The organism is Marinitoga okinawensis (assembly GCF_055387075.1).
In genome coordinates this window covers 1,501,287-1,526,912 of the sequence record NZ_AP042422.1, presented here as the reverse complement: position 1 = coordinate 1,526,912, position 25,626 = coordinate 1,501,287, and the positions used below count along the sequence as shown (strand labels likewise).

22 protein-coding genes and 1 tRNA gene are annotated in these 25,626 nt (G+C 27.7%); 18 read left to right on the top strand and 5 right to left on the bottom strand.

What is annotated here, in order from left to right; translation table 11 throughout:
• The first annotated feature begins 3 nt into the window (after positions 1-3).
• Genes hydG through ACZ5CK_RS07505 form a run of 4 tightly spaced genes read left to right on the top strand, consistent with a single transcriptional unit; the run spans position 4 to position 5,103 of the window.
• Complete coding sequence (gene hydG / locus ACZ5CK_RS07520) at positions 4-1,422, top strand: [FeFe] hydrogenase H-cluster radical SAM maturase HydG (protein ID WP_464581206.1); 1,419 nt, start codon at positions 4-6, stop codon at positions 1,420-1,422.
• 6 nt (positions 1,423-1,428) lie between these two features.
• Positions 1,429-2,526 (top strand): [FeFe] hydrogenase H-cluster radical SAM maturase HydE, encoded by a 1,098-nt coding sequence (hydE, locus tag ACZ5CK_RS07515; protein ID WP_464581205.1) that lies wholly within the window; start codon positions 1,429-1,431, stop codon positions 2,524-2,526.
• Between the two features lies 1 nt (position 2,527).
• Entirely contained in the window at positions 2,528-3,730 is a 1,203-nt protein-coding gene (hydF, locus tag ACZ5CK_RS07510) for a [FeFe] hydrogenase H-cluster maturation GTPase HydF (RefSeq protein ID WP_464581204.1), read from the top strand.
• Between the two features lie 2 nt (positions 3,731-3,732).
• The gene (locus tag ACZ5CK_RS07505) at positions 3,733-5,103 is read left to right on the top strand and encodes an aspartate ammonia-lyase (protein ID WP_464581203.1); all 1,371 of its coding nucleotides are present in this window, start codon (positions 3,733-3,735) and stop codon (positions 5,101-5,103) included.
• Here ACZ5CK_RS07505 and ACZ5CK_RS07500 read toward each other — a convergent pair.
• Positions 5,095-5,979, bottom strand: coding sequence for a mechanosensitive ion channel family protein (locus ACZ5CK_RS07500; protein ID WP_464581202.1), 885 nt, complete (start codon positions 5,977-5,979; stop codon positions 5,095-5,097). The genes ACZ5CK_RS07505 and ACZ5CK_RS07500 overlap by 9 nt on opposite strands.
• Positions 5,980-6,281: 302 nt before the next feature.
• Between ACZ5CK_RS07500 and ACZ5CK_RS07495 the strand changes: the two genes are divergently transcribed.
• Positions 6,282-6,710, top strand: coding sequence for a hypothetical protein (locus ACZ5CK_RS07495; RefSeq protein WP_464581201.1), 429 nt, complete (start codon positions 6,282-6,284; stop codon positions 6,708-6,710).
• A 26-nt stretch (positions 6,711-6,736) separates the two neighbouring features.
• Here the strand turns inward: ACZ5CK_RS07495 and ACZ5CK_RS07490 are convergent, their stop codons facing one another.
• A complete protein-coding gene (locus ACZ5CK_RS07490) occupies positions 6,737-7,879 on the bottom strand; it encodes an MFS transporter (protein ID WP_464581200.1) in 1,143 nt (380 codons plus the stop codon).
• Between the two features lie 78 nt (positions 7,880-7,957).
• Between ACZ5CK_RS07490 and ACZ5CK_RS07485 the strand changes: the two genes are divergently transcribed.
• The 6 genes from ACZ5CK_RS07485 to ppdK are packed head-to-tail and all read left to right on the top strand — an operon-like array spanning position 7,958 to position 15,441.
• Positions 7,958-9,250 (top strand): hypothetical protein, encoded by a 1,293-nt coding sequence (locus ACZ5CK_RS07485; RefSeq protein ID WP_464581199.1) that lies wholly within the window; start codon positions 7,958-7,960, stop codon positions 9,248-9,250.
• A gap of 13 nt (positions 9,251-9,263) precedes the next feature.
• Positions 9,264-10,166, top strand: coding sequence for an ABC transporter substrate-binding protein (locus ACZ5CK_RS07480; RefSeq protein ID WP_464581198.1), 903 nt, complete (start codon positions 9,264-9,266; stop codon positions 10,164-10,166).
• A 9-nt stretch (positions 10,167-10,175) separates the two neighbouring features.
• A complete protein-coding gene (locus ACZ5CK_RS07475; protein WP_464581197.1) occupies positions 10,176-10,571 on the top strand; it encodes a MazG nucleotide pyrophosphohydrolase domain-containing protein in 396 nt (131 codons plus the stop codon).
• The gene (locus tag ACZ5CK_RS07470) at positions 10,564-11,742 is read left to right on the top strand and encodes a metallophosphoesterase (protein WP_464581196.1); all 1,179 of its coding nucleotides are present in this window, start codon (positions 10,564-10,566) and stop codon (positions 11,740-11,742) included. The genes ACZ5CK_RS07475 and ACZ5CK_RS07470 overlap by 8 nt, the downstream gene beginning before the upstream one ends.
• Positions 11,743-11,756: 14 nt before the next feature.
• Positions 11,757-12,743 carry an NAD(P)H-dependent glycerol-3-phosphate dehydrogenase gene (locus tag ACZ5CK_RS07465; protein WP_464581195.1) on the top strand — a complete coding sequence of 329 codons (987 nt, stop codon included), beginning with the start codon at positions 11,757-11,759 and terminating at the stop codon, positions 12,741-12,743.
• Between the two features lie 31 nt (positions 12,744-12,774).
• The gene (gene ppdK / locus ACZ5CK_RS07460; RefSeq protein ID WP_464581194.1) at positions 12,775-15,441 is read left to right on the top strand and encodes a pyruvate, phosphate dikinase; all 2,667 of its coding nucleotides are present in this window, start codon (positions 12,775-12,777) and stop codon (positions 15,439-15,441) included.
• A 56-nt stretch (positions 15,442-15,497) separates the two neighbouring features.
• Here the strand turns inward: ppdK and ACZ5CK_RS07455 are convergent, their stop codons facing one another.
• The 3 genes from ACZ5CK_RS07455 to ACZ5CK_RS07445 form a co-directional block, all read right to left on the bottom strand.
• Positions 15,498-16,946, bottom strand: a complete 1,449-nt coding sequence (locus ACZ5CK_RS07455; RefSeq protein ID WP_464581193.1) for an aminoacyl-histidine dipeptidase — start codon at positions 16,944-16,946, stop codon at positions 15,498-15,500.
• Positions 16,947-17,103: 157 nt separating this feature from the next.
• Positions 17,104-18,978, bottom strand: a complete 1,875-nt coding sequence (locus ACZ5CK_RS07450) for a DUF1858 domain-containing protein (protein WP_464581192.1) — start codon at positions 18,976-18,978, stop codon at positions 17,104-17,106.
• 476 nt (positions 18,979-19,454) lie between these two features.
• A tRNA-Ile gene (locus tag ACZ5CK_RS07445) sits at positions 19,455-19,531 on the bottom strand.
• 76 nt (positions 19,532-19,607) lie between these two features.
• On the opposite strand from ACZ5CK_RS07445, the gene ACZ5CK_RS07440 reads away from it, so the two are divergent.
• From ACZ5CK_RS07440 to ACZ5CK_RS07410, 7 genes are all read left to right on the top strand, one after another.
• Positions 19,608-19,820, top strand: a complete 213-nt coding sequence (locus tag ACZ5CK_RS07440; protein WP_464581191.1) for a hypothetical protein — start codon at positions 19,608-19,610, stop codon at positions 19,818-19,820.
• A 124-nt stretch (positions 19,821-19,944) separates the two neighbouring features.
• On the top strand, positions 19,945-20,457 hold the full coding sequence (locus tag ACZ5CK_RS07435; protein ID WP_464581190.1) for an adenine phosphoribosyltransferase: 513 nt from the start codon (positions 19,945-19,947) through the stop codon (positions 20,455-20,457).
• A 28-nt stretch (positions 20,458-20,485) separates the two neighbouring features.
• Positions 20,486-21,853: a glucose-6-phosphate isomerase gene (locus ACZ5CK_RS07430; protein WP_464581189.1), complete on the top strand. Its 1,368-nt coding sequence runs from the start codon at positions 20,486-20,488 to the stop codon at positions 21,851-21,853.
• The gene (coaE, locus tag ACZ5CK_RS07425; protein ID WP_464581188.1) at positions 21,850-22,416 is read left to right on the top strand and encodes a dephospho-CoA kinase; all 567 of its coding nucleotides are present in this window, start codon (positions 21,850-21,852) and stop codon (positions 22,414-22,416) included. Before ACZ5CK_RS07430 ends, coaE begins: the two co-directional genes overlap by 4 nt.
• A 66-nt stretch (positions 22,417-22,482) precedes the next feature.
• Positions 22,483-23,778: an ABC transporter substrate-binding protein gene (locus ACZ5CK_RS07420; RefSeq protein WP_464581187.1), complete on the top strand. Its 1,296-nt coding sequence runs from the start codon at positions 22,483-22,485 to the stop codon at positions 23,776-23,778.
• Between the two features lie 151 nt (positions 23,779-23,929).
• Entirely contained in the window at positions 23,930-24,505 is a 576-nt protein-coding gene (locus ACZ5CK_RS07415) for a TetR/AcrR family transcriptional regulator (protein WP_464581186.1), read from the top strand.
• Between the two features lie 169 nt (positions 24,506-24,674).
• Complete coding sequence (locus tag ACZ5CK_RS07410; protein ID WP_464581184.1) at positions 24,675-25,613, top strand: inorganic phosphate transporter; 939 nt, start codon at positions 24,675-24,677, stop codon at positions 25,611-25,613.
• Positions 25,614-25,626 lie beyond the last annotated feature (13 nt).

Here is a 25,626-nt window from a genome sequence, read left to right as displayed (position 1 = left end):
ATTATGATGCATTTTATTAAAGACAATGAGAATTTAAAATCTTTTATTCCACAACAGACTATTTTAGATTTATTAGAAAAAACAAAAAATCCTGATCGTGTTAAAGTTAGAGAAATTATTCAAAAATCACTTGATAAAAATAGATTGGATCCTGAAGAAATGGCTACATTATTAAATGTAGAAGATAAAGAGTTACTTGAAGAAGTATTTGAGGGAGCAAGAGAACTAAAAAGAAGAATATATGGTAATAGAATTGTATTGTTTGCACCGTTATATATTGGTAATGAATGTATTAATAATTGTCAATATTGTGGTTTTAGAATTACTAATAAAACAATTGAAAGAAGAAGTTTATCATTAGATGAAGTTGTTGAAGAAGTAAAAGCCTTAGAGAATAAAGGTCATAAAAGATTAATAGTAGTTTTTGGGGAACATCCAAAATATGATGCAAAATTTATGACAGAGACAATTAAGACTATATATAATACAAAATTTGGTAAGGGTGAAATAAGAAGAGTTAATGTTAATGCAGCACCTCAAACTGTTGAAGATTATAAGCTGTTTAGAGAAGTAGGAATAGGAACATTTCAAATTTTCCAAGAAACTTATCATTATGAAACTTATAAAAAATACCATTTAAGCGGTCCGAAATCCAATTATTATTGGAGATTATATGGGTTAGATAGAGCATTTAAAGCGGGATTAGATGACGTTGGAATAGGTGCACTATTCGGATTGTATGATTGGAAATTTGAAGCAATGGGATTATTATACCACACAATACATTTTGAAGAAAGATTTAATGTAGGTCCGCATACAATATCGTTTCCAAGGATGGAACCTGCATTAGATACTCCACTTGCAGAAAGGCCTCCTTATGCTGTTTCTGATGATGACTTTAAAAAATTAGTAGCAATTTTAAGACTTGCTGTTCCATATACAGGATTAATATTAACTGCAAGAGAACCTGTAGAAATAAGAAATGAAGTAATGAAATTTGGTGTTTCACAAATAGATGGTGGTTCTTCAATTGGTGTTGGGAGTTATCATGAAACAGATGAAGAAAAAATAAAAAGAAGTCAATTTTTATTGGGAGATAATAGAACATTAGATCAGATAATAGAAGAATTAGCTGAAGAAGGATATTTACCATCATTTTGTACAGGATGTTATAGATTAGGAAGAACAGGAGAGCATTTCATGGAATTTGCAATTCCTGGATTTGTTAAAAGATTTTGTACTCCTAATGCTATATTAACATTTTTAGAATATATTGAAGATTATGCTCCAGAGAAAACAAAAATAATAGGTATAAAAAGAATAGAAGAAGAATTGAAAAATATGAATAATAATCCTTTAAAAGAACAATTACTTGAAAAAATCAAAAAAGTAAAAGAAGGAGAGAGAGATCTTTATTTTTAGGCGGTGATGAATATTTCAAAGAGATTAGAGAGACTGAAAATAAAATTAATGGAATTAAAAAAAGAAATGCCATTAGAGATAAATGAATTAATTGATTATTTTTTAAAACATATGACTTTAAATTATGAAAAGATATTATGGATACTTTCTTTAAATGAGGAGAATTTAAAAGAAAAAATATATAAGATAGCAGATATAGTAAATAAAGAATTAAATACAGATATTATAACTTTAAAGGGTGTAATTGAATTTAGCAATTATTGCAAAAAAAGCTGTTATTATTGTGGGATTAGAGTTCAAAATAATGAAGTTTATAGATATAGAATTCCTATTGACGAAATGTTTGAAATAGCAAAACATGGTGTTGAAATGGGATTAACCACAATAATTTTACAATCTGGAGAAGATGAGTATTATAGTGATGATGATTTAGAAGAATTAATATATAGAATACATCATGAATTAAAAACAGCAGTATCAATATCTATTGGGGAAAGAAGTAAAGAAGCATATAAAAAGTTTAGAGATGCTGGAGCCTCAAAGGTGTTGTTGAAACACGAGACTATTAATAGAAAGATATTTGAAAATGTGCATCCTGATAAAGATTATGATTTGAGAATAGAATTGCTTGATTATTTAGTAGAATTGGGGTATATAACAGGTTCGGGTAATATTATAGGATTACCAGGTCAAACATTAGAAGATATTGCAAAAGATATATTGTTTATGAAAGAACATAATATTAAAATGATAGGAATGGGTCCGTTTATTTCCACACATAATACACCGTTGGAAAATTTGGAAAATGGTTCAGCGGAGCTAACATTAAATGCATATGCAGCAACAAGATTAACAATACCATATGCCCAAATGCCAACAACAACTGCACTTGGTACAATAGATAGAAAATTTCAATATGAAGCGTTAAACTGTGGATGTAATGTAATTATGGTTAATATTACTCCTGATAAATATAGGGAAAATTATAATATATATGATGAAAAAATAAAAGTGGATTTAGTTGGTACTGCAAAAAAGATTATTGAAATGGGATTAAGAATTCCACCGTATACTATGAGAAAAATATATGAAATGGAGGCGTAATATGGCTTCTGCAATGAAGGGGTATAGGAAATATATTGCTATAACAGGAAAAAGGAATGTTGGAAAATCTACTTTAATAAATGCAATATTAAATCAGGATATAGCAATTACCAGTGATGTTCCAGGGACTACAACTGATCCTGTATATAGAACAATGGAATTAGTGCCGTTAGGTCCTGTTACAATTGTTGATACACCTGGAATAGATGATGAAGGGTTAGTTGGAGAAAAAAGAATACAAAAAGCAAATAAAGCTATGTATAAGGCGGATATTGCTTTGTTAGTTGTTACTGATGTTATATCAGAATATGAAAAAAAATTAATAGATGAATTTAATAAATTGAATATACCTTTTTTAATTGTAATTAATAAGATAGATGAATTAAAAAAATTAAATAAAATAAGAGAATCATATGGTAAATACGAATATATAGAGATTTCTGCAAAAGAGAAAATGAATATTGAACAATTAAAAGAAAAAATGTCTAAAATTTTACCTGAAGAAGAAGAGGTTCCTTTAGTAGCGGATTTGATTGAACCTGGACAATTAATAATATTAGTAGTTCCTATTGATTTAGGAGCTCCCAAAGGAAGGTTAATAATGCCACAAGTTACTGCAATTAGGGAAATATTAGATAGAGAAGCGATTGCAGTAGTTACAAAGGAAAGAGAGTTAAGACATACATTAGAAAAATTAAATCAAAAACCGGATTTGGTAATTACAGATTCTCAAAGTGTAATGAAAGTCGTATCTGATATTGATTTTGATATACCTCTTACTACATTTTCTATATTAGAAGCACGACATAAGGGAGATTTGAAAGTATTATCTGAAGGAGTAAAAGCGATAGAAAGTTTAAAAGAAAATGATAAAGTGATAATAATGGAAGGTTGTTCTCATAGACCGTTAACTGAAGATATAGGTCGAGTAAAAATCCCAAGATGGCTTACAAATCATTTAGGAATTAATTTAAATATAGAGTTTTTTGCTGGAACAGAATTTCCTGATTATGAAATAGTAAAAGATGCAAAATTGATTATTCATTGTGGTGGATGTACTTTAACTAGAAAGAGTATGACAAGAAGAATAAATATTGCTAATATGTATAATATACCAATAGTTAATTATGGAGTTATAATATCTTATTTACATGGTGTTCTAGATAGAGCTTTAGAAGTATTTCCAGAATTAAAGAAGGTGTAAAAATGAGAGTCGAAAGAGATTTTATAGGTGAAGTGGAAATTCCAGACGATGTTTATTATGGAATCCATACATATAGGGCTTTAAATAATTTCCCAAGTACAGGTGAGAAATTAAATAATAGCTTTATTTGGGCATTTTTTATGATAAAAAAAGCTGCAACTATTTTAAATTTTGAATTAGGATTTTTGAATGAAAATGAAAAAAATGCTATTGTTCAAGCATGTGATGAATGGAAGATTTTAAAAAATTATATAGTAGTTGATCCGTTGAGTGGTGGAGCTGGTACATCAATAAATATGAATATAAATGAAGTAATTGCTAATAGAGCTACGGAAATACTTGGGGGAAAGAAGTCTGAATATATTATTGAGCCTTTAGATCAAGTAAATATGCATCAATCAACTAATGATGTTTTTCCTACAGCTGGAAAAATAGCGATTATAAAAGAGTTAAGAGAATTAGTAGAAAATGTGATAAAATTACAGGATTCAATACAAGTTAAAGAAAAAGAATATATTAAAATAAGAAAAATAGGAAGAACACAATTAATGGATGCTGTTCCTATTTTATTAGGTCAAGAATTTGGCGCGTGGTCGGATGCATTAAGTAGGGATAGATGGAGATTATATAAAGTTGAAGAAAGAATAAGAAGTGTAAATATTGGAGGTACAGCAATAGGAACGGGAATAGCTGCACCAAAAGAATATATTTTGAAAATAGTAAACAAGGTTAGAGAAATAACAAAAATTGGTATAGCAAAAGCAGAAAATTTAATAGATGCAACACAAAATTTAGATGTATTTTCTGAGGTTAGTGGTTTATTAAAATCTTTAGCTGTAAATTTAATAAAGATATCTAATGATTTAAGGATTTTAGGGTCAAATTCAGTAAATGAAATTAAATTACCAAAAGTACAGGCAGGAAGTTCTATAATGCCTGGTAAAGTGAATCCAGTTATACCAGAATATGTTATACAGTTATCAACTAGTGTGATATCTTTTGATAATTTAATTACATATGCATCAAGTATGGGGAATTTAGAGTTGAATCATTTAACACCTATGATTATTCATTATACGTTAAAATCAGTAGATTTTCTAAAAAAAGCAACATATTCGCTAGAAAATTATATTGAATTAATTCAACCAAATGAAGAAAAATGTCATAAAAACCTAATTAAATCATTTACTTTGGTAACCCCATTAATAGAAATATTTGGATATAATGAAGTATCAAAAGCTTTAAAGGAGAATAATTTTGATATTGAAAAAACAGTAAAAAATTTATCAGAAAAAAATAGTTTAAATTTCGAGGAGATAATGAATAAAATAAATTCAAATAAATCTGCAGGATTAGAATATCGCCTAAAGTGAATCTTTAGGCGATTCTAAATATATAGTTTGACTGGGGAAAGCAAAATCTATATCATTATGTTTGGAAAATTCATCTAAAATACTTTCCCATATTTCATGAGCAGTTCCTCTTCTTTTACGCGGATGACACAAATATCTTATTGTCAATAAAATACCGCTATCCTCAACGTTTGTATAAACTATCGGAGTTAGTTTTTTATAATATATCATGTATTTTGCAGCAGCTTTCTTTAATTTTTCTTCAGCTTCTTTACTTAAATGTTCTGAATGTTCAATTGCTATGTTTAATAATATTTCTTTTGCTTTTTTCCAATTGCTATTAAAAGTAACGAGAACAGGAATTTCATTCCATATATATCTAAAATCTTTTGTATAATTTGCCAGATTTTGATTGAAAATTATTCCATTAGGGATATGAATGATTCTTCCTGTACTTTGATCCGCATTAACCCAATTTCCTATTTCAAGAATTGTAAAATTTAATATACTAATATCTATAACATCTCCGGAAAAATTCCCAATTTCTATTCTATCACCGATTTCAAATGGTTTTTTTGAAATTATATAAATCCATCCAGCAAAATTTGTAATAAGCTCTTTTAAAGCTATAGCTAACCCAGCAGAAAACAACCCTAAAAATGTTGATAAAGATTGAAATCCCACAAACCATATTCTACCAACTGCTAAAAAACCTATAATAACCAATAAATAATTAGTTGTTTTATTCCAATAATATTTATATTTTGGTTCTTTTATTTTTTCTATAATAAGCTTTTCATTTATTTTTTTCAGTATATATATAATGAATATTACTATAAATGAATATAGTATTTTCTCTCCATAATTGCTATTTATAAAACTGTTCAAAAAATCCATAATTCACCTCAATTTTAATCTAAAATTTAATGCCGTTTTTTGCAGGTAGATTTCAATCTAAAAATATAAGAGAAATATCACTATTATCCAATATTTTATTAGTTTTTAATGTGTTTTCAGCAAATAATATTTTATATATTCCTTTGAAGTATTTGAATCATCGATAACCAGATATTTCCCCTATAAATTTTAATAGAAGCATCATATATATTATATCATAAATAAAAAAATTATATTATAGAAATACTAAGTTAAAAAATTATATATATAATTCTTAGAGAAAATATAAAGGAGGTTTTTTTATGCAAGTATCTTTAGATCAATTGATAAATGTTATAATGGCTAAATTAGAGGGTTTAGAAATGTCTCTTGAGGATTTAAAATTTAGAACCAATATAGCTTTAAGGGTTTTATACAAAAACGAATTATTGACAGAAGATAATTTAGTAGAAGCTATAAAAGATGAATTTAAAGCAAATACAGAATTAGAAGGAAAAGCTATTGATCTTCCTGATGAAAAAGCAAAAGAAATGTCTAAAGATATTTTAAATTGGATTAAGATTGATTTGGAAGAAATGAAGAAAAAAATGAAAGAATACGAAGAACAATTAAAACAATTAATGCAACAAGCTGATACCCCTGATATTAGCGTTGCTCCGCCTGATTTATTAAATCAATTAGATCAAATGAAAAAATCAAACAAAGGTAATAATGGTGGTTTAATATTATAGTCCGGAAGAATTTTCCGGACTTTTTATTATTTATTTTCAATTTCTTTTAAATATTTGACCTTCCACGAAAGAAAAGCCACAATCATAAGTGAGACAAATGGAATTAAGTAACTATATGCCATTGAAAAATCTCCAAAATACCCCATTAAAGTTGTTAAAAGTGCTCCACCTATTCCAATACTCAATGATACCATTCCAGCTACTAATCCTACTTCTCTATGGGATAAATTTGAATTTAAAAATTTTTGAGTAGATGGAAAAATAGGCCCCAACATTAATCCCAACAATGAAAACAAATATGGAGAATATTTGCTGAGTAGAAACATAAAAATAATATCTAAAACAGCTAAAAAAGAAAAGATTATTGTAACCTTTATTTTCATATGTTTATAAAGATAATCTGTAATAATTCTCCCGATAGTAAACATTATCCAAAAAAGGCTTAAAAATATTGATGCGTATTCTTTTGAAAAATGAAAATAATCTTTAAATAAATTTGATCCCCAAGTTATTATTCCTATTTCTGACCCCGAATATAATATAAAAACTATTATAAGAATTATAATAAATTTATTTTTCAATACTTCAGATGCTTCTGAAAAATTGTATGCCTTATATTTTATATTTTCTGGGACTCTTTTTATAATGATAAATAAAAATAATGATAATATAATAGCTAAATAAAAAATAAAAGGATATTTGAAATTTATATTATTTTTCAATGTTATTGAAATAATTAAAGGTCCAATTATACCTCCGAAACCAAAAAAAGCATGAAATAGTCCATATTTTTGATACTGTTCATCAAGATGGTCAAACATTGAAATCAATACTAATATAACCTGCCCCATAGCTGATCCTAAAAAAAACATAGATATTATTAACAAGTATGAATTATTAGAAAATATAAAAAGAACTAAACTTAAAATTTCGTATAACATTCCAATAATTATACTTCTTCTTAAACCCATAATTGCTATTAAGAATGCTCCCGAAATAGAAATAAGTATATTTCCAATATTCCTAAAAAAAGGAATAACTGAAGATACACCTACAGACATATTAAAAGTCTCTTGTAATGTGGTCATTAAAGGCGGAACTGAATTCACAACAAGGGACAACATAAAAATACTAAAAAATATCAATTTTTGTATATTTTTCTGTTTCATATATTCTCCTTTTAAAAATTAAATTTTTATTGTATAATATTATATAGCATTATAGCAAAATAATGACGGGGGTGCAAGATGAAAAGGAATTTTATTATTATATTTATATTTTTATTTATTTTATTTCTTCAAAGTTGTTCAATTTTTAACTTTGCATTTAAAAATAATAATATTAATAATATTAATAATATTATAATGAAAAAAAAGTATTTTAATATATCTTTAGAAAAAAACGAATTTATTGCTTCAAAAAGTTTTAAAACTAATCTTGATATATATATAGAAAATATACATGCAGCAACTCCGTCTGAAATTATAGATAATATTTCAATATTTCCCGAATCCAAAGAAGCAACTATTCAATTATATAAAAATAGTAATAATCTATACTTTTATAATTTTACAAAACAAGGAACATATACATTAACTTTTCAGCATTCAAATATATCTACCTCTCTTTCAATAAATATAATACCAGAAAAACCTAAAAATCTTCATTTAGAGGTTGAAAAAGATCTTTTCCTTGCTGACGAGGAAATAGAAATCCCATTGAATATTTATTATACTGATAAATTTAATAATATTATTTATAAACCTATAAAAAACATATCTATATTTCCTTTTGTAAAGCATAGTTTCGAAAAAAGAAACGACAAATATATATTAAAATTATTTAATATAACTAAACCTGGAAAATATATATTCTCTTTAAGAATTAATGATTATATTACTCGAGATATAAACTTTGAAATAGTTCCAAATATTCCAAACAAAATAAAATTTGATAAAAATATCATAATTTTAGCGACACAATATGATGATTTATCACATTTTCCTCCTAAAAGTTCCAAAATAAATTTTACATTGTTAGATAAATTTGATAATCGAACTAAAATATACAATATATCATATAAAATTTTATCAAACAGCTTTTTAAAACCTGAAATAAATATAATAGATAATATTATAAACATAACTTCAAATGTATTGCCAGGAGAATATAATATAGAATTTTATTATAATGGTAAAAAATTATCCGGAACTCTAAAATTAAATATATTAAGTGTTCCAAGAGCAATAATATCTATAGATAAAAATTTATCAAACAATCTATTATATTATGAGTTTTCTATACAGGATGGAAATACAAATTCAGTTAACAATATAGAAATAACTAAAATATCTATAAAATCTGGTAATACAAAAATTTTAGCTGGAAACTCTTTAAAAAAATATTTAATTAAAAAAGAAAACTCTTATATAATTAATAACTTTCCACTCACGAAACCTTTTAGTAAAGTAGAAATTACATTTTATATTAAATCAAATATATTTAATTATACAAAGAAAATAACAAAAATTTTATATTAAAGAGGTGATTATTGTGAAGAAATTTTCTTTATTTATTTTCTTAATGGCAACTCTTGTAATTTTTGCTGGAACCTTTTATAATCCATTAGGACCAACATTATTACCAGCAGCCGGATTATACATTAATAAAGTTCCTACATTACAAACTTATTATTGGAGAAATATTGATCAAGCACAAACCCTTGTTTTAAAAGGACAAGCTGATTTTATTGTATTGCCAGTTGCTCTTGGTGTAGAGTTAATTAACAAAGGAGCTAATTATAAATTAGCAGGAATTTCTTTATGGAAAACATTTTATTTAATTTCTTCACAAAAAATTAATAGCATCAACGATTTAAATGGTAAAAGAATAGTTACATTGCATGGCCCAGGGCAAACTGCAGATGTTATTTTAAAGATACTCAAAAAAATGAAAAATATTAATTTCGAAATAGTATATGTTACAAGCGGTCCAGAAATAATACAATTATTAGCCGCTGGAAAAGAAACAATAGCTGTTTTGCCTGAACCATTTGTTTCATTAGCTGAAGTAAAAACCAATGGTAAAATACAAGTGCAAATGGATTTACAAGAACTATATGCTTCTTTATTTAATTTAAAAGATAAAAGGTTACCTATAGCTGGAATTTTTGTTTCAAATAAAAAAATTAAAGAAAACCCTAATTTTGTAAAAAGAGTATTGAATGCCTATAAACAATCAGCTAATGAATTTTATAAAAAAAATTTTGATGATGCTGTAAATTATGTTTTTAATATAATGCAAACAATGCCAAAACCTGTATTAGAAAAAGCAGCTAAAAGGTCTGAAATTTATTATACAAAAGATATAAAAGAAATAACAAATTTATATTTAAAAAATCTTCAAGAATACGGTGCAATTTCCAATATTCCTAAAAATTTATATTTAGATTACTAAGGAAATAATATGGATAAAGAATTTTTAAAAGAATTTGAAAAACTTTGTGATATTGTTCAAAGAAATATTAATAAATGTCCATGGGTTGAATCTATAAATCTTAATATTATGGTTAACGAAGCCTCTTCTGAAATAAAAGAAATAGAAGAGGCTCTCAATAAAAATGATATTGATAATTTAGAAGAAGAATTAGGAGATTTAATATATGACTCATTTCTATTATTGAAAATAGCAGAAAGAGATTATAATATATCTACTAACAAAGTAATAAAACGTGTTGTATCAAAAATTTCAAATAGAAAGCCATGGTTGTTTTGGGATGAAAAAATTTCGAAAGAAGAAGCTTCTAAAATTTGGAGAGAAAGAAAAAAAGCAGAAAAGAATTTAGGTGAGAATATTGACTAAAGTTTATTTAAGTGATTTACATATAGGCAATGGTAGTCAAAAAGACGATTTTAAATATGATGATGAATTAATAAAAATTTTAGAAAATTTAAACGAGGAATCAAATAATGAACTATTTATTGTAGGTGATGGGTTCGAAATTTTGCAATCTTACGAAAACAATGGAAAGATAAATGATGTTAATGAAATAATTAAAAGCATAGATACTGATTTTTTATTAACTAGTATAGAGAAAAGTCATAATAAATTAATAAAAACCTTTAGAAAATATTCTCAAAATCATACTATTCATTATATTGTTGGAAATCATGATTATTATCTATTATTTAATGAAAATATTAAAAATAAATTTAGAGAATTTCTAGGAAAAAACGTTGAAATTCATCCATATTATTACGATGAAAAATGGGAACTTTTTATAATACATGGTAATCAATTTGATGCTTTAAATAGATTAACGTTAACTTCTTCTGGAAAAATTTTACCTCCTTATGGAGAAATAATGGAAAAATTCATTTCAAAATATTTTGATAAAGAAATTTTAAATGTTTTGCCAGATGAAATTCTTATGGATTATGATAACATAGAACCCAAAACTGATATATTTTTATGGTTAGAGGAAGTTAGAAAAAAGTATTCTGTTGGTCTTGACCTTGAATATAAATGGATAGATATGTTTGTGAAATTTGTAAGAAGCAAAGAATCAAAAGAATGGTTAAAAATTAATTATCCTACACTTCACTTTTTCTCCTATTTGTTTGTAAATAAAATCGGTGGTATTAAACTTGGAGAATTACTTGTTAGAATAATTAGTTCCTTAAGGGGTGCAAAAAAAACAAATTATTTATTAGAAAATGTAAAAAAAATATTATATAAAAATAGAAAAATACCTAAAAAATATTGTATTGGTTATTCTGATGAAGATATTATTATTCCATCAAAATTACAAGGAATTATTATGGGACATATACACGTTCCTACATATGAGATATTTCCAAATAACGGCGGAGAAGTCTTTTATTGCAACTTAGGAAGCTGGAAACATACTGTAAAAAAAACTACTGTTAAAAATAAAACACGTTTTTTAAGAAGAACCCAAATAAGTTATTTTATAGTAAAAGAAAGTAACAAAAGCCTAAACACTCAATTTATTATAAAAGATATGATATAATTAAGGAGGAAGAAATGAATATCAGTATTATTGGATCTGGAAGTTGGGGAACAGCTATTTCTAAAGTTCTTTTAAATAATGGTCACAATGTAAAAATTTGGACAAGAGATAAACATGTTTTTAATTCCTTAAAAAACGGAGAAAACCCATATTATTTACCTGGTATTTCCATACCAAAATCCATAATTCCAGAATTAGAATTAAAAGACACTATTTCTGATACTGAAATAATTGTTTTAGCCGTACCAACACAGGCTATAAGAGAAGTTGCAAAACAAATAAAACCTTATTATACAAATCAAATTATTGTAAATCTAGCAAAAGGAATTGAAATTTCCACTCAAAAAAGAATTAGTGAAATTCTAAAAGAAACATTTGATAAAAATATAAAATATGTTGTACTAAGTGGTCCTAGTCATGCTGAAGAAGTTGCAAGAGATATACCAACAAGTATTGTCGCAGCTTCTGAAAATGTTAAATGGTCTAAAATAGTCCAAAATACTTTCAGCAATATATCATTTAGAGTTTATACAAATAGTGATGTTATCGGCGTAGAATTAGGTGGTTCTATTAAAAATGTAATAGCTATTGCAGCTGGTGTGATAGATGGTATAGGTAACTGGGATAATACAAAAGCTGCATTAATTACCAGAGGGCTCACTGAAATTATTAGATATGGTGAAAAGAAAGGCGCAAAAAGAGAAACATTTATGGGTCTTGCGGGATTAGGTGATTTAATTGTTACATGTAATAGTCAACATAGCAGAAATAGATATGTAGGAGAAATGATTGGTAAAGGCAAAAACTTAAATGATATTATTGAAAATATGAATATGGTTGCTGAAGGCGTATATACATGCAAAGCTTTATATAATGAAATCAAGCACACCAATATTGAAATGCCAATAGTTGAAAAAACATATGAAGTACTATATTTAAATAAAGATCCAAGAAAAGCTATTCATGAATTAATGACAAGAGAATTAAAAAATGAAATTTAACCTTTTACATTTGATAAGGAGGGAGAAACACATGGACAAAAAGATGGTATATTTTTACGGAGGTGGCGTTGCAGAAGGTAGCGCAAAAATGAAAAACTTACTTGGTGGTAAAGGAGCTAATCTTGCTGAAATGGCAAGAATGGGATTACCAGTACCTCCAGGTTTTACAATCACAACAGAAGTTTGTGACTACTATTGGAAACATGATAGATCATTTCCTGAAACATTAGAAGCTGATGTAGAAGCTGCTTTAAAAAGATTAGAAGAAGTTTCCGGTAAAAAATTTGGTGACAAAGACAATCCATTATTAGTATCAGTAAGATCAGGTGCTGCAGTTTCAATGCCTGGTATGATGGATACAATTCTAAACTTAGGTTTAAACGATGAAACAGTTGAAGCATTAGCTAAAAATACAAACAACCCAAGATTTGCATACGATGCATACAGAAGATTCATTCAAATGTTTGGGGATGTTGCATTAGGTATTCCTCATCACGATTTTGAAGAAGCTTTAAATCAAGTAAAAGAAGAAAAAGGCGTTAAATTAGATATAGAATTAGAAGCTGATGACTTCAAAAAGGTTATTGAATTATACAAAGAAATTTACAAAAAAGCCGGAAAAGAATTCCCACAAGATCCTAAAAAACAATTATGGATTGCTATTGAAGCAGTATTTGGTAGCTGGATGAATGAAAGAGCTATTAAATACAGAGCTATTAACGGAATTAAAGAAGGAGAATTGTTAGGTACAGCTGTTAATGTTGTTATGATGGTATTTGGTAATATGGGTGACGATAGTGGAACTGGTGTATGTTTCACAAGAGATCCTAATACTGGTGAAAATATAAAATATGGTGAATATTTACCTAATGCGCAAGGTGAAGATGTTGTTGCTGGTATAAGAACACCTTACCCATTGGAAAAATTGAATGAAATTTTACCAGATGTATATAAGCAATTAACAGAAATAATGGATAAATTAGAACATCACTATAAAGATATGCAAGACATTGAATTCACAGTTGAAAAAGGTAAATTATATTTCTTACAAACAAGAACTGGTAAAAGAACAGCTAAAGCTGCTGTAAAAATTGCTGTTGATTTAGTAAAAGAAGGTTTAATTGATAAAGCTACAGCTGTTATGAGAGTAACTCCAGATCAAATAGATAAATTATTACACCCTGCATTTGATACAGAAGAAGTTAAAAAAGCACAAGAAATTGGAGAAGGATTACCAGCTTCACCAGGTGCTGCTACAGGTAAAGTAGTATTTAGCGCAGATGAAGCAGAAGAATTCGCAAAAGAAGGTACACCTGTAATTCTCGTAAGGCCAGAAACAAGCCCAGAAGACGTTGGAGGTATGAACGCTGCTGAAGGTATCTTAACAGCTACAGGAGGTATGACATCACACGCTGCTGTTGTTGCTAGAGGTATGGGTAAACCAGCTATCGTTGGTGCAGAAGAAATTGTTATTGACGAAGAAGCTAAAGAATTTACAGCAAGAGGCGTTACTGTAAAAGATGGAGATTGGATTTCTATAGATGGTACAACAGGAAAAGTTTACTTAGGTAAAATTAAGACAATAAAACCACAAGGTTTAGAAGGTGAAGTAGCTGAATTATTAGAATTCGCTGATGAAATCAGAGTATTAGGTGTAAGAGCTAATGCTGATATTCCAAGAGATGCTAAAGTTGCTAGAAACTTCGGTGCAGAAGGTATCGGATTATGTAGAACAGAACATATGTTCTTTGAAGGCGACAGAATCCAAAAAATGAGAAGAATGATTGTATCAAAAACTGTAGAACAAAGAGAAGCTGCTTTAGAAGAATTATTACCATTACAAAAAGATGATTTCAAAGGATTATTTGAGGCAATGGAAGGATTCCCTGTAACAATCAGATTATTAGATCCACCATTACATGAATTCTTACCAAATGACGAAGAACAAATGAAAGAATTAGCACCACAATTAGGTATCACAGTTGAAGAATTAAAGGAAATAGTAGAAAACTTACACGAATTCAATCCAATGATGGGACATAGAGGTGTAAGATTAGCTATCACATATCCGGAAGTTGCTGTAATGCAAACAAAAGCTATTATATTAGCTGCAATTGAAATGGTTAAAGAAGGTAAAAAAGTTAAACCAGAAATTATGATTCCATTAGTAGGAACAGTTAAAGAATTAAAATACTTAGACAAAATCGTTAGAGAAACAGCAGATAAATTAATTGAAGAAGCAGGTGTTGATTTAGAATACAAAGTTGGTACAATGATCGAAGTTCCAAGAGGTGCTATTACAGCAGATGAAATTGCTGAAGTTGCACAATTCTTCAGCTTTGGTACTAACGACTTAACACAAATGACATTAGGCTTCTCAAGAGACGACTATGGTAAGTTCATCAATGATTACATTGAAAAAGGAATATACGAAAGCGATCCATTTAAACACGTAGATCAAACAGGTGTTGGTAGAATGGTTAAAATCGCAAAAGATTATGGTAGATCAGTAAATCCAGAATTAAAATTAGGTGTTTGTGGAGAACACGGTGGAGATCCAGAATCAATCGAATTCTTCCACAAAACACAATTAGATTACGTAAGTTGTTCACCATACAGGGTTCCAATCGCAAGATTAGCAGCAGCACAAGCAGCTGTTAAATTCAAGAGAGGAAAATTTGTAAATTACGCTGACTAATAATAAAATTAACTCCGGGATTCATTTCCCGGAGTTTTTTATTCATTTGATGAATTTTAATAATTTTTCATTTCTTTTAATACTTCTAGTAAGAATTCCCATGTTCTTTTTACAGAGGATATACTCATTTTCTCTTGTGGAGTGTGAACATCATATAAATTAGGACCAAAGGAAATCATATCTACATCTTTCATTTTTCCAGAAAGAATACCACATTCTAAACCAGCATGTATTGCGGCAATTTTTGGTTCTTTCCCATACATTTTTTTATATACCTTTTTCATCAATTCTCTTATTTTTGAATCTGGTTTATATTCCCATGCTGGATATGGTGCATTTGTAGTTATTGAAGCTCCATTTAATTTAGCAATAATTTCTGATTTATTGTGTATAAAGTCTCTTAATGTTTCCACTGAACTTCTTGTTGCAGAGGTAAATTCTATTCGATTTTTATATGTTTTTACAATACCCAAATTGCTTGAACTTTCAACAAGTCCTTCTATTGCCTTACTCATTGTTTGAATACCATCATGAACAAGCATTAATATATTTACTGCTTTTTCAAATAAATTATTATTTAAAACTTTTGATGGTTTTTCTATTTCTTCTAGATCTACTTTTACATCAGGATCTGAAATACTAAATTCATTGCTAAATATTTTTTGCCAATATTCAACTACTTTTTTTGTTTTTTCAATATCATTTACAACTATTTCTGCTTCTGCTTCTCTTGGAATAGCATTACTCTTATCTCCACCATTTATTGTTGCACATTCCAAATCAGTTTTTTTCATTAAATCATATAGTACTCTTCCTAATAATTTATTTGCATTTCCTCTTTGTTTAATTATTTCCATTCCGGAATGTCCACCTTGTAAGCCAGAAATTTTTAATTTTAATCCATATTTATTTTTTGATTCTACATATTCTATAGGTAAAGTTATAATATCCCTTAGTCCACCTGCACAACTAACATAAAATATTCCTTCTTCTTCTGAATCTATGTTTAATAATACTTTGCCATTTAATAATTCAGGATTTAATTCATTAGCTCCTGTCATACCTGTTTCTTCTTCAGTTGTAAATAAGGCTTCAATTGCAGGATGTTCAATATCATTTGAATCTAACAATGCTAATGCATAGGCAACAGCAATACCATTATCTGCTCCTAATGTTGTATTAGTAGCTTTAATATAATCTCCTTCAATTTGTAGTTTAATTGGATCTTTTGAAAAATCATGCGTTGAATCAGATGTTTTTTCACATACCATATCTATATGTCCTTGGATAATCACTCCAGGTGCATTTTCATATCCTTTAGTTGCTGGTTTTTTTATAATAACATTTAACGCTTTATCTTGAATATATTCTAAATTTCTTTCCTTAGCAAAATTTACAAGATAATCACTTATTGCTTTTTCATTACCTGAACATCTTGGAATTCTACTAATTTCTTCAAAAAAATAAAATACCTTTTCTGGTTCTAAACCTTCTAAAACTCTCATTTAAATTCCTCCTTTTGTAGGTATAATTATTTCAATGATATTATATCATAAATATTTAGCTTAACAAATTAAAAAATACCTCCAACGTAGTTAGTGTCATTTTCAGTAATTACACTAACTACGTTGGAGGTATCATTAAATAATTATATATATTATTTTATATTTTAAATATTTTCATCAGTTCATCATCTAATTTTGCATTTATAATATCATTTTTTATTAAAATATCATAAAATTTATATACTTTTTCCTGTAATTCCTCGCCAGAAACATATTTAAACGTCACCCTTTCTAAGAACTTTTCCACATTTTTGATAGGCGCCCTCATCATATCAAATGAAAGTTTTGCTGCTTCTTTTCTATTATTATTTACCCATTCTATAGCTTCCTTTAACTCTTCAAGAAATACTTCAACTATTTCAGGATGTTCTCTAACTAATTCTCCTTTAAATACTACACCAGCATTTGGTAATAATCCAAATCCTTCATTTATCTCATTCCAAATTTCACCATATGATAATTCAGAATATTCTATATTGCTTTCTTCAAGCGCTTTAATAACAAATCCTGCTTCTGGTTCTCTTAAAAGTACGGTATCTGCTTTCCCTGATAAAAAGTCCATCATTATTTCTTTAGGCCTTCCAAATGGGTTACCATATGTAAATTCAAAATCATTCACATCTAATCCTTTTGCTTGAATTAAATATTTTGTTATTTTAGCTGGTGGTGCATCTTCAAATAATGGAACATGAATTTTTCTACCTTTTAAATCCTCTAATGTTTTTGCTGTATATCCTCTTGTAATAATCGTAAAATTATCCCATACAAATACTACAGGCATTTTTACATCTGCATCTCTAAGTTTTGCCGCTGTAATCAATGCAGAAAAACTTATATCCGCTTTCTTGTTTATTATCCATCCCAAGTGCTTTTCTGTTTCCTCCCAAATTTTTAGTTCCTTAATATTTACAGCTTTTTTTATCTTTTTTGATTGCAACAATCTCATTATTATTGGATATCCAACTGGCGTTGCTGATTGTATTGTAATAGTAGGTTTACCATCATTTTCTTCTATATTCTCTTCATCTTCTACTCTTCTTGTAAAGAATACTTTTACCTCATATGGACCTACTTCTTCTACTCTATGGTCAAAACCCATACCATCAAGCATATTTATTAATGGTGTTGGAACAAATGTCTGTACAAGAATAAATCCTTCTCCTGGATTTAAAGAATATGCTTTTTTTATTATTACATCAAAGGGATCCACATTCATCATTCTAACATCAAGAACATCGTATTCATCAACGTTTTCCTTTTTCTTACTTTTATTATATATAGAAATTCTTGTTTTATATTCATTTATTTTATTTATATTATATAAATATCCCTTTGATTCTATAACTTTTATTATCGGCTCAATTTCAAAGTCTCCTTCAAATACAATTGATTTACCTGATGGCAAATTTTCAATTTGTTCTACTATTAAAGATAATGTTTCTATATTATTTTCTGCTATTTTTATAGTTGTATCTGGTTCTTCCCATATAATTTCAACACTATTATATTTTTTCTCTGTTTCCCTTATGCATTCTGGAAATAATTTATATAATTCTTTCTCAAGTCCTAACTCTTTATTAACTGTATGTAGTATTTCACATAATGATACTCCTACCATCTTTGCTGCATTTTTAAATGTTGCATATTTAGCGACTGTATTCCACATTACTGGATTTTGCATTGTCTTAAATTTAGGAGAAATTTTTAATAATACATCTTTCAGCTGTGGATATTTTTCAATAGTTTCTCTTACTTTAGAATCTCCAGTTATAGGCTTTTCATCATTTTTAGAAAAAATAGCCTTTGTAGGACATATTTCCATTGCTTTTCTACTTTTTTCTAGTTCTTCTTCATTTTCTGGTTGTTTAAATACGACAGCTTTTCCTTCTTTGATTTTGAAATTTTCTGATGCTGTTCTTACACATGCTCTACAAGCTATACATTTTTCTTTTTCAACTATAAATTTTTCCATATATAAATCACTCCTTTATATTTTTAATCCTGATAATTTTTATCCAAATATATTATATACCATTTGTATATAATATTCTGTAACCAAAGTTACAGTTCCAATTTTTCAGCATTTCTTAATTAAAATGTTATAATATATATAGATTATCTAAAAAGTTAAAATCACTCAGACAGCTAGATTGAAAATCATTAAAAATCATTCATGAACATATTTTTAATGCATAGTATTAAAAATAAATAAAAGATTCCTATTAATTTTATAATATTCTTTATTATTCGCGAAGCGAAGCTTAGGCAATTTTCGAGTCTTCTTTTCTTTTATGCATTTTGGACAGTAATATAAAATATAATATTTGAAATAATTTATTTTCAGTATTTAAAAAATTAACATATAAATCAAAAAAACTTGACAAAAAAAATAAAATATATTAAAATATAAAATAGGTATAAAAAAAACGGGGTAAAAAAACCCCGTTTTGGTGGGCTCGGGTGGATTCGAACCACCGACCTCCCGGTTATGAGCCGGAAGCTCTCACCAACTGAGCTACGAGCCCAAATGCTTAAGCGATTAGATTATAACATCTAATTTTGTATTTGTCAAGAGTTTTTTTTGAAGGGAGTGAAAAAAATATGAAAACATTAGATGTTGAAAGTAAAAATAATTTTAATAATGTAGATCCGATTAAAATAACATTAAACAAATATCCAAGAATGCTCGTGATAAAAGCAGCATTTGAAACATTGAAAGAAGGTAATAGAGTTACTTTGGTTGAATTAGAAAGAAAGATAATTTTATTATTGAACTATTCTTATCATATTAAAGGAAAAAAGAGATCTCATTAAGATTTATAGGGAGGTCTCTTTTTTTCTTTATGTATAAAATTTATTTATTTGAAAAAATATATGTTAGAATTTAAAAAAAATATGGTAAAATAACCTTGTCAAAAAATATGAGGGAGGAATTAAAATGAATTTTGAAGAGTATATAAGAGATATACCAGATTTTCCAAAGCCTGGGATTATTTTCAAAGATATTACTCCATTATTAGCTGTACCTGAAGCATTTAAAGGAGTAATAGATACTATGGCTGAGAAAGTTAAAGATTTGGATTTTGATACTATAGTTGTACCAGAGGCTAGAGGTTTTATTTTTGGTTCAGCATTAGCCTATAAATTAGGAAAAAAATTAGTTCCAATAAGAAAGCCGGGTAAACTACCATATGAAGTTGTAGAAGTTTCATATTCCTTAGAATATGGTGAAGCAAAAATACAAATGCATAAAGATGCATTATCTAAGGGAGAAAAAGTTTTAATTGTAGATGATGTTTTGGCAACAGGAGGAACAATAAAAGCTATTGAAACATTAGTAAAAAAGTTGGAGGCAAATATATCAGGTGTATTATGTTTGGCTGAATTAAGTTTTTTAAACCCAAGAGAAAAACTTTCTAATGTAAGAGTGGAAACTTTATTAAAATATTGATTTTTTAGTTTTTAAGGGAGGGGTAAGTATGAAAGGTATAAAGTTTGATTTTACAAATATGTTTTTTCCTAATATAGAAAAAGGTATAAAATTTGATGAAATTGATGAATATAAAGAAAAAATTAAAGAGATTATTAATGAAATAATGGATGAAGAACCAGGTTTTATTAGCTTGTTAAAGGATACAAAATATCTTGAAAAAATATTAGATATTCAAGATTGGGTTCAATCATTTGAAAGTTTTGTTGTTTTAGGTATAGGAGGATCAGCATTAGGGAATATTGCATTACAAACAACATTAAACCCATTAAATTATAATTATATGAAAGGTAGAAAAACACCTAAAATCTTTATAGTAGATAATGTGGATCCTGATTTTGTTGCATCAATTTTAGATCAAATTGATCCTCATAAAACTTTATTTAATGTGATTTCAAAATCAGGAACTACGGCTGAAGCAATGTCCAACTATCTTATAGCAAGAGGAATTATAGAAAGTTATGGATTAGATCCAAAAAAACATATTATATTTACAACAGATCCTGAAAATGGAATTTTAAGGCAAATATCAAAGGATGAAGGAATTGAAACATTAGAAATTCCTCCTGAAGTTGGTGGGAGGTTTAGTGTATTAACTCCTGTTGGTTTATTATCAGCATTAGCTGGTGGTATTGATATTATAGATTTAATAAACGGAGCTAAAGATATACTGGAAAAATCAAAAAATACAAATGTATATGAGAATCCAGCAGCGCTTAATGCATTGCTACATTTTTTATATTATAAAAAGGGTTATAACATTTCTATAATGATGCCTTATTCAAATAAATTGTTATTATTAGCAGATTGGTATAGGCAATTATGGGCAGAAAGTTTAGGAAAAAAATATAATATTAATGGCGAAATTGTGAATGTTGGTCAAACTCCAGTAAAAGCATTAGGTGCAACTGATCAGCATTCCCAAGTACAACTATATAATGAAGGACCAGATGATAAGATAGTAACCCTTATAAAATTAGAAAAGTTTGAAAGAGATATTAAGATTCCTAAACTTCATGAAGGATATTCAGCACTTTCTTATCTTGGTGGAAGAAAACTTTCTGAACTTCTTAATACAGAACTTTTTGGAACTGAGTATGCATTAACAGAACATGGAAAACCTAATATGAAAATAATTTTTCCAGAGATTAATGCATTTAATGTAGGGCAGTTTATTTTTTCATATGAATTTCAGACTGCAGTAATGGGAAAATTATTAGAAATTAATACATATGATCAACCAGGTGTTGAATTAGGTAAAAAGGTTACTTATGCATTAATGGGAAGAAAAGGGTACGAAGAATTTTCTAAAGAAGTAAAGGAAAAAATTGAGAAAAAGGAAAAGTTTATCATATGAAAGTAATAGGTATAACAGGATATGCTGGTAGTGGGAAAAGTACAATAGCCAAGATTCTTAGGGATCTTGGTTTTGTTGTGTTAGATTTAGATAAAATTGGTCATGAGATATTAAAATATGATTCTGTTAAAGATAAGTTAAAGGAAAAATTTGGAGAATTTATATGTTCTGAAAATGGCACAATTGATAGGAAGAAAATAGGAGAAATAGTATTTAAAGATAAAAAAAAGTTGAAAGAATTAAATTCTATTGTTCACCCTTTGATTAAGGAATATGTTATTAATAAAATTAAGAATTTAAAAACAGATATAGTATTTATTGATGGTGCACTTATCGAAGAAATAGGATTGTCGAAAATATGTGATTATATAATATTAATTGATTCATCTGAAGAAAAAAGAAAAGAAAGATTAATAAAATATAGAAATATGAGTGAAGAAAAAGTAAAGGATATTATAAATGCTCAGAGGAATATTAAGTATAACTATACATTTAAAATAAATAATAATAATGGAATAGAAACAATTAAAAAGGAATTATTAGGTATTTTGGGAAATATTTAATTTGATTTTAGTTCTATAGTGTAGTATAATTATATGTTATGAAAATCTATTCAGGAGGTGTTATTGGTGAAGAAACTACTTTTAGTGGTATTGTTAGTGTCTGTTATGGTTTTTTCTTTTGGTGAAAAAATCAAAGTTGAATTTTGGCATGCTATGGGTGGGGGACATGGTAAGACATTAGAAGAATTAGTAGCAGCATTTAACAGAGAAAATCCTTATATTGAAGTTGTTCCTGTATATGTTGGAAATTATGGTGCTTTATCAAGAAAATTATTAAGTACTGTAGTTGCATATAATGAAGGTACAAGAGATAATTTGCCAGTTATCGCTCAAGCATATTCAAACTGGACATCCAAATATCTTCAAAGTGAAGGAATTGTAGAACCACTTAACAAATTTATATATGGTGATGCAGAATTCAAAGATGTATGGGAAAATCAAATATATAAAGTATTCAAAGATATGTGTACATGGGGAGATACAATATATTCTATACCGTTTAATAAAAGTGTATATACAAACTATTATAACGTAGATTTATTTGATTTGTATGGAGTAGAACCACCAAAAACATTAGATGAATTATATGATGTTGCAAAACAATTAACTGAAGATATTGATGGTGATGGGCAAATAGATCAATATGGATTGGGCTTTAGAACAACAGTAGATGATTTCCAAACATTCTTATATGCAATGAATGGAAGAGTATTAGAATATGCAGGTAAAGGAAAATGGAAAATAACATTGGACAAAGAAACAACAATAAAAGTTTTGAATTATATGCACAAATTAAAGGCTGATGAAGTTGCATTTGTACAAGGTGGATATTTAAATGATCCATTTGGAAATGGTCAGATAGCTATGTATATGGGAACAATTGCTGGAAAACCATATGTAGAAAAATCAATTAAAGGTAAATATGAATGGTCATGGGCACCATTACCTTCAGTAGATGGGGTACCACATTCTCCAATTGCTGGAACTGATTTAATTATGTTTGCATGGGCAGATAAATCACAAAAACAAGCAGCATGGATGTTTATGAAATATTTATTAGAAAAAGTAAATCAAGCATATTGGGCAGTTAACACAGGGTATGTTCCTGTAAGAAAAGATGTTGTTGATACTCCACAATGGAAATCATATGTAGCAAATGATGAAAAGCCAACTATAGCTTTAAATTCTCTTAAAACTGCAGTACCTGATCCAAAACCAGCAGCATGGTATGATATTAGAAAGTCATTAGGTACTATTACAAATGATTTCTTATACGATAAAATAACTGCTGAAGATGCATATAATAGAATGATTGAAGAAATAAAGAACTTACTTATCGAGAATGATGAATTATCAGAATAACATAATTTATAGGGCGCGTAAGCGCCCTATTTTTTTATTTAAAATGTATCTTTACAAAAAATTAACTATTATAATATATCGAGCGATTTGACAATTATATAAAATGATGATATAATTTCATTATAAAGATATAAAAAGGAGGTTAATTTTTATGGCAAGAAGGCCAAATCCAACTTTAAGAGCAAAAAGAAAAGAAAATTTAATGGATTCTATTATAAAAATTATTACTGAAGAGTCAATTGCTGAAGCAACTACAAGACATATTTCAGAAATGTCTAATTTAACAATAGCTTCTTTGCATTATTACTTTGGTTCAAAAGATGGTGCTTTAGTAGCTACAGGTGAGGGAATTTTAGAAGATTGGATTAGTGAAATTCTTAAGAAAAAAACTATTACAGCTGAAGAAAAAATAAGAAGATTATTTACTCCTCCAAAATATATGGTAGCTTTTTCTCAGATTATAACTTATCCATATAGGCAGAAAGAGGTTTCTAGAAAAGCAAGGATTGTTGATATGAATTATACAAACACTATAAAAGAATTTTTGAAGATACATGAAATTGGCTTAGATAATCTTGAGAATAATGCTGAATTAATAAAAACATTTTTAATTGGTCTTAGTTTTAAAATATTGGTTAATCCAGATATTTTGGATTCTGAATTAGAGAATTTGAAAAACTTTTTCAATAAAAAAGAGGAATTACCAGATATAAAAGGTTTTAAATGAGGAATTTTATTCCTCGTTTTTTTTTAAAAAAAGAGTATTACGAAGATATTTAAGTTTATCTCGTTGTAATTAATGTTTATAAATAATGATAGGATTTTGTTGAATAATGCTTTTGTTATAGAATATATTCTTGTAATGTACTTTAGATTATGCAAAAGAAGGTGAAAAAATGTTTTTCTATTTATTACCAGCAATATTTTTTGGTTGGTCCTTAGGTGCCAATGATGCAGCTAATATATTTGGAACAGCTGTATCTAATAGAGTTGTAAAATATAGAATTGCAACTATAATATCTGCAATTTTTATTTTAGTTGGGGCAATTTTAGGTGGGGCTAAAGGTATAGAAACAATTAGTAATGTAACTTCACAAAGTTTGTTATCAGGTTCTATATCGGTATTATCTGCTGCAATCACAGTAACGGTAATGACATATTTTGGAGTTCCAGTGTCTTCTTCACAAGCAATAGTTGGTTCTATAATGGCTGTTGGTTTAATAGAAGGTGGAGTTAATTGGGGAATTATAACTAAACTTGTATTGGCGTGGGTAGGAACTCCGATAGGTGGTGCTATATTTGGATATCTTTCATACATTATTTTATCTATTCCATTTAATAAGATAAAGTCTATTTATGTAAAAGAAAGAGTGGTTCAAATTGCTACTTTAGTTATTGGAGCATACGGGGCATATTCTTTAGGTGCAAATAATGTTGCAAATATTACAGGTGCGTTTGCTAGTAGTATAGGAGTAAGTATGGCTGCATTAGTAGGTGGTTTAGCAATATCTTTTGGAGTTTTGACATATAGTTATAAAGTTATGATGACGGTTGGAAAACAAATAATAGAACTTGATTATTTTTCTGCTCTTATTGCTGTATTGGGTGAATCTATTACTGTATGGATATACGCATTATTGGGAATACCAGTATCTACATCTCAAGCTATAGTTGGAGCAGTTATAGGTGCAGGTTTTGCCAGAGGATCAAGATTGACAAATAAAAAAGTATTATTAAAGATAGTAGTTGCATGGGTGAATACTCCAGTATCAGCAGGTTTAATTACTTCTTTAATATATTTTCTTTTTAAAGTTGTTTTTAAGATAAATATTTAGTAGGAGGTGTTAA

Coding starts and splice junctions, on each gene's coding strand:
- ACZ5CK_RS07440 (WP_464581191.1), top strand. CDS start 19,608: ATGAAAACATTAGATGTTGAAAGTAAAAATAATTTTAATAATGTAGAT.
- ACZ5CK_RS07495 (WP_464581201.1), top strand. CDS start 6,282: ATGCAAGTATCTTTAGATCAATTGATAAATGTTATAATGGCTAAATTA.
- ACZ5CK_RS07490 (WP_464581200.1), bottom strand. CDS start 7,879: ATGAAACAGAAAAATATACAAAAATTGATATTTTTTAGTATTTTTATG.
- ACZ5CK_RS07500 (WP_464581202.1), bottom strand. CDS start 5,979: ATGGATTTTTTGAACAGTTTTATAAATAGCAATTATGGAGAGAAAATA.
- hydE (WP_464581205.1), top strand. CDS start 1,429: ATGAATATTTCAAAGAGATTAGAGAGACTGAAAATAAAATTAATGGAA.
- ACZ5CK_RS07475 (WP_464581197.1), top strand. CDS start 10,176: ATGGATAAAGAATTTTTAAAAGAATTTGAAAAACTTTGTGATATTGTT.
- ACZ5CK_RS07465 (WP_464581195.1), top strand. CDS start 11,757: ATGAATATCAGTATTATTGGATCTGGAAGTTGGGGAACAGCTATTTCT.
- ppdK (WP_464581194.1), top strand. CDS start 12,775: ATGGACAAAAAGATGGTATATTTTTACGGAGGTGGCGTTGCAGAAGGT.
- hydF (WP_464581204.1), top strand. CDS start 2,528: ATGGCTTCTGCAATGAAGGGGTATAGGAAATATATTGCTATAACAGGA.
- hydG (WP_464581206.1), top strand. CDS start 4: ATGATGCATTTTATTAAAGACAATGAGAATTTAAAATCTTTTATTCCA.
- ACZ5CK_RS07435 (WP_464581190.1), top strand. CDS start 19,945: ATGAATTTTGAAGAGTATATAAGAGATATACCAGATTTTCCAAAGCCT.
- ACZ5CK_RS07485 (WP_464581199.1), top strand. CDS start 7,958: ATGAAAAGGAATTTTATTATTATATTTATATTTTTATTTATTTTATTT.
- ACZ5CK_RS07410 (WP_464581184.1), top strand. CDS start 24,675: ATGTTTTTCTATTTATTACCAGCAATATTTTTTGGTTGGTCCTTAGGT.
- ACZ5CK_RS07505 (WP_464581203.1), top strand. CDS start 3,733: ATGAGAGTCGAAAGAGATTTTATAGGTGAAGTGGAAATTCCAGACGAT.
- ACZ5CK_RS07455 (WP_464581193.1), bottom strand. CDS start 16,946: ATGAGAGTTTTAGAAGGTTTAGAACCAGAAAAGGTATTTTATTTTTTT.
- ACZ5CK_RS07430 (WP_464581189.1), top strand. CDS start 20,486: ATGAAAGGTATAAAGTTTGATTTTACAAATATGTTTTTTCCTAATATA.
- coaE (WP_464581188.1), top strand. CDS start 21,850: ATGAAAGTAATAGGTATAACAGGATATGCTGGTAGTGGGAAAAGTACA.
- ACZ5CK_RS07450 (WP_464581192.1), bottom strand. CDS start 18,978: ATGGAAAAATTTATAGTTGAAAAAGAAAAATGTATAGCTTGTAGAGCA.
- ACZ5CK_RS07415 (WP_464581186.1), top strand. CDS start 23,930: ATGGCAAGAAGGCCAAATCCAACTTTAAGAGCAAAAAGAAAAGAAAAT.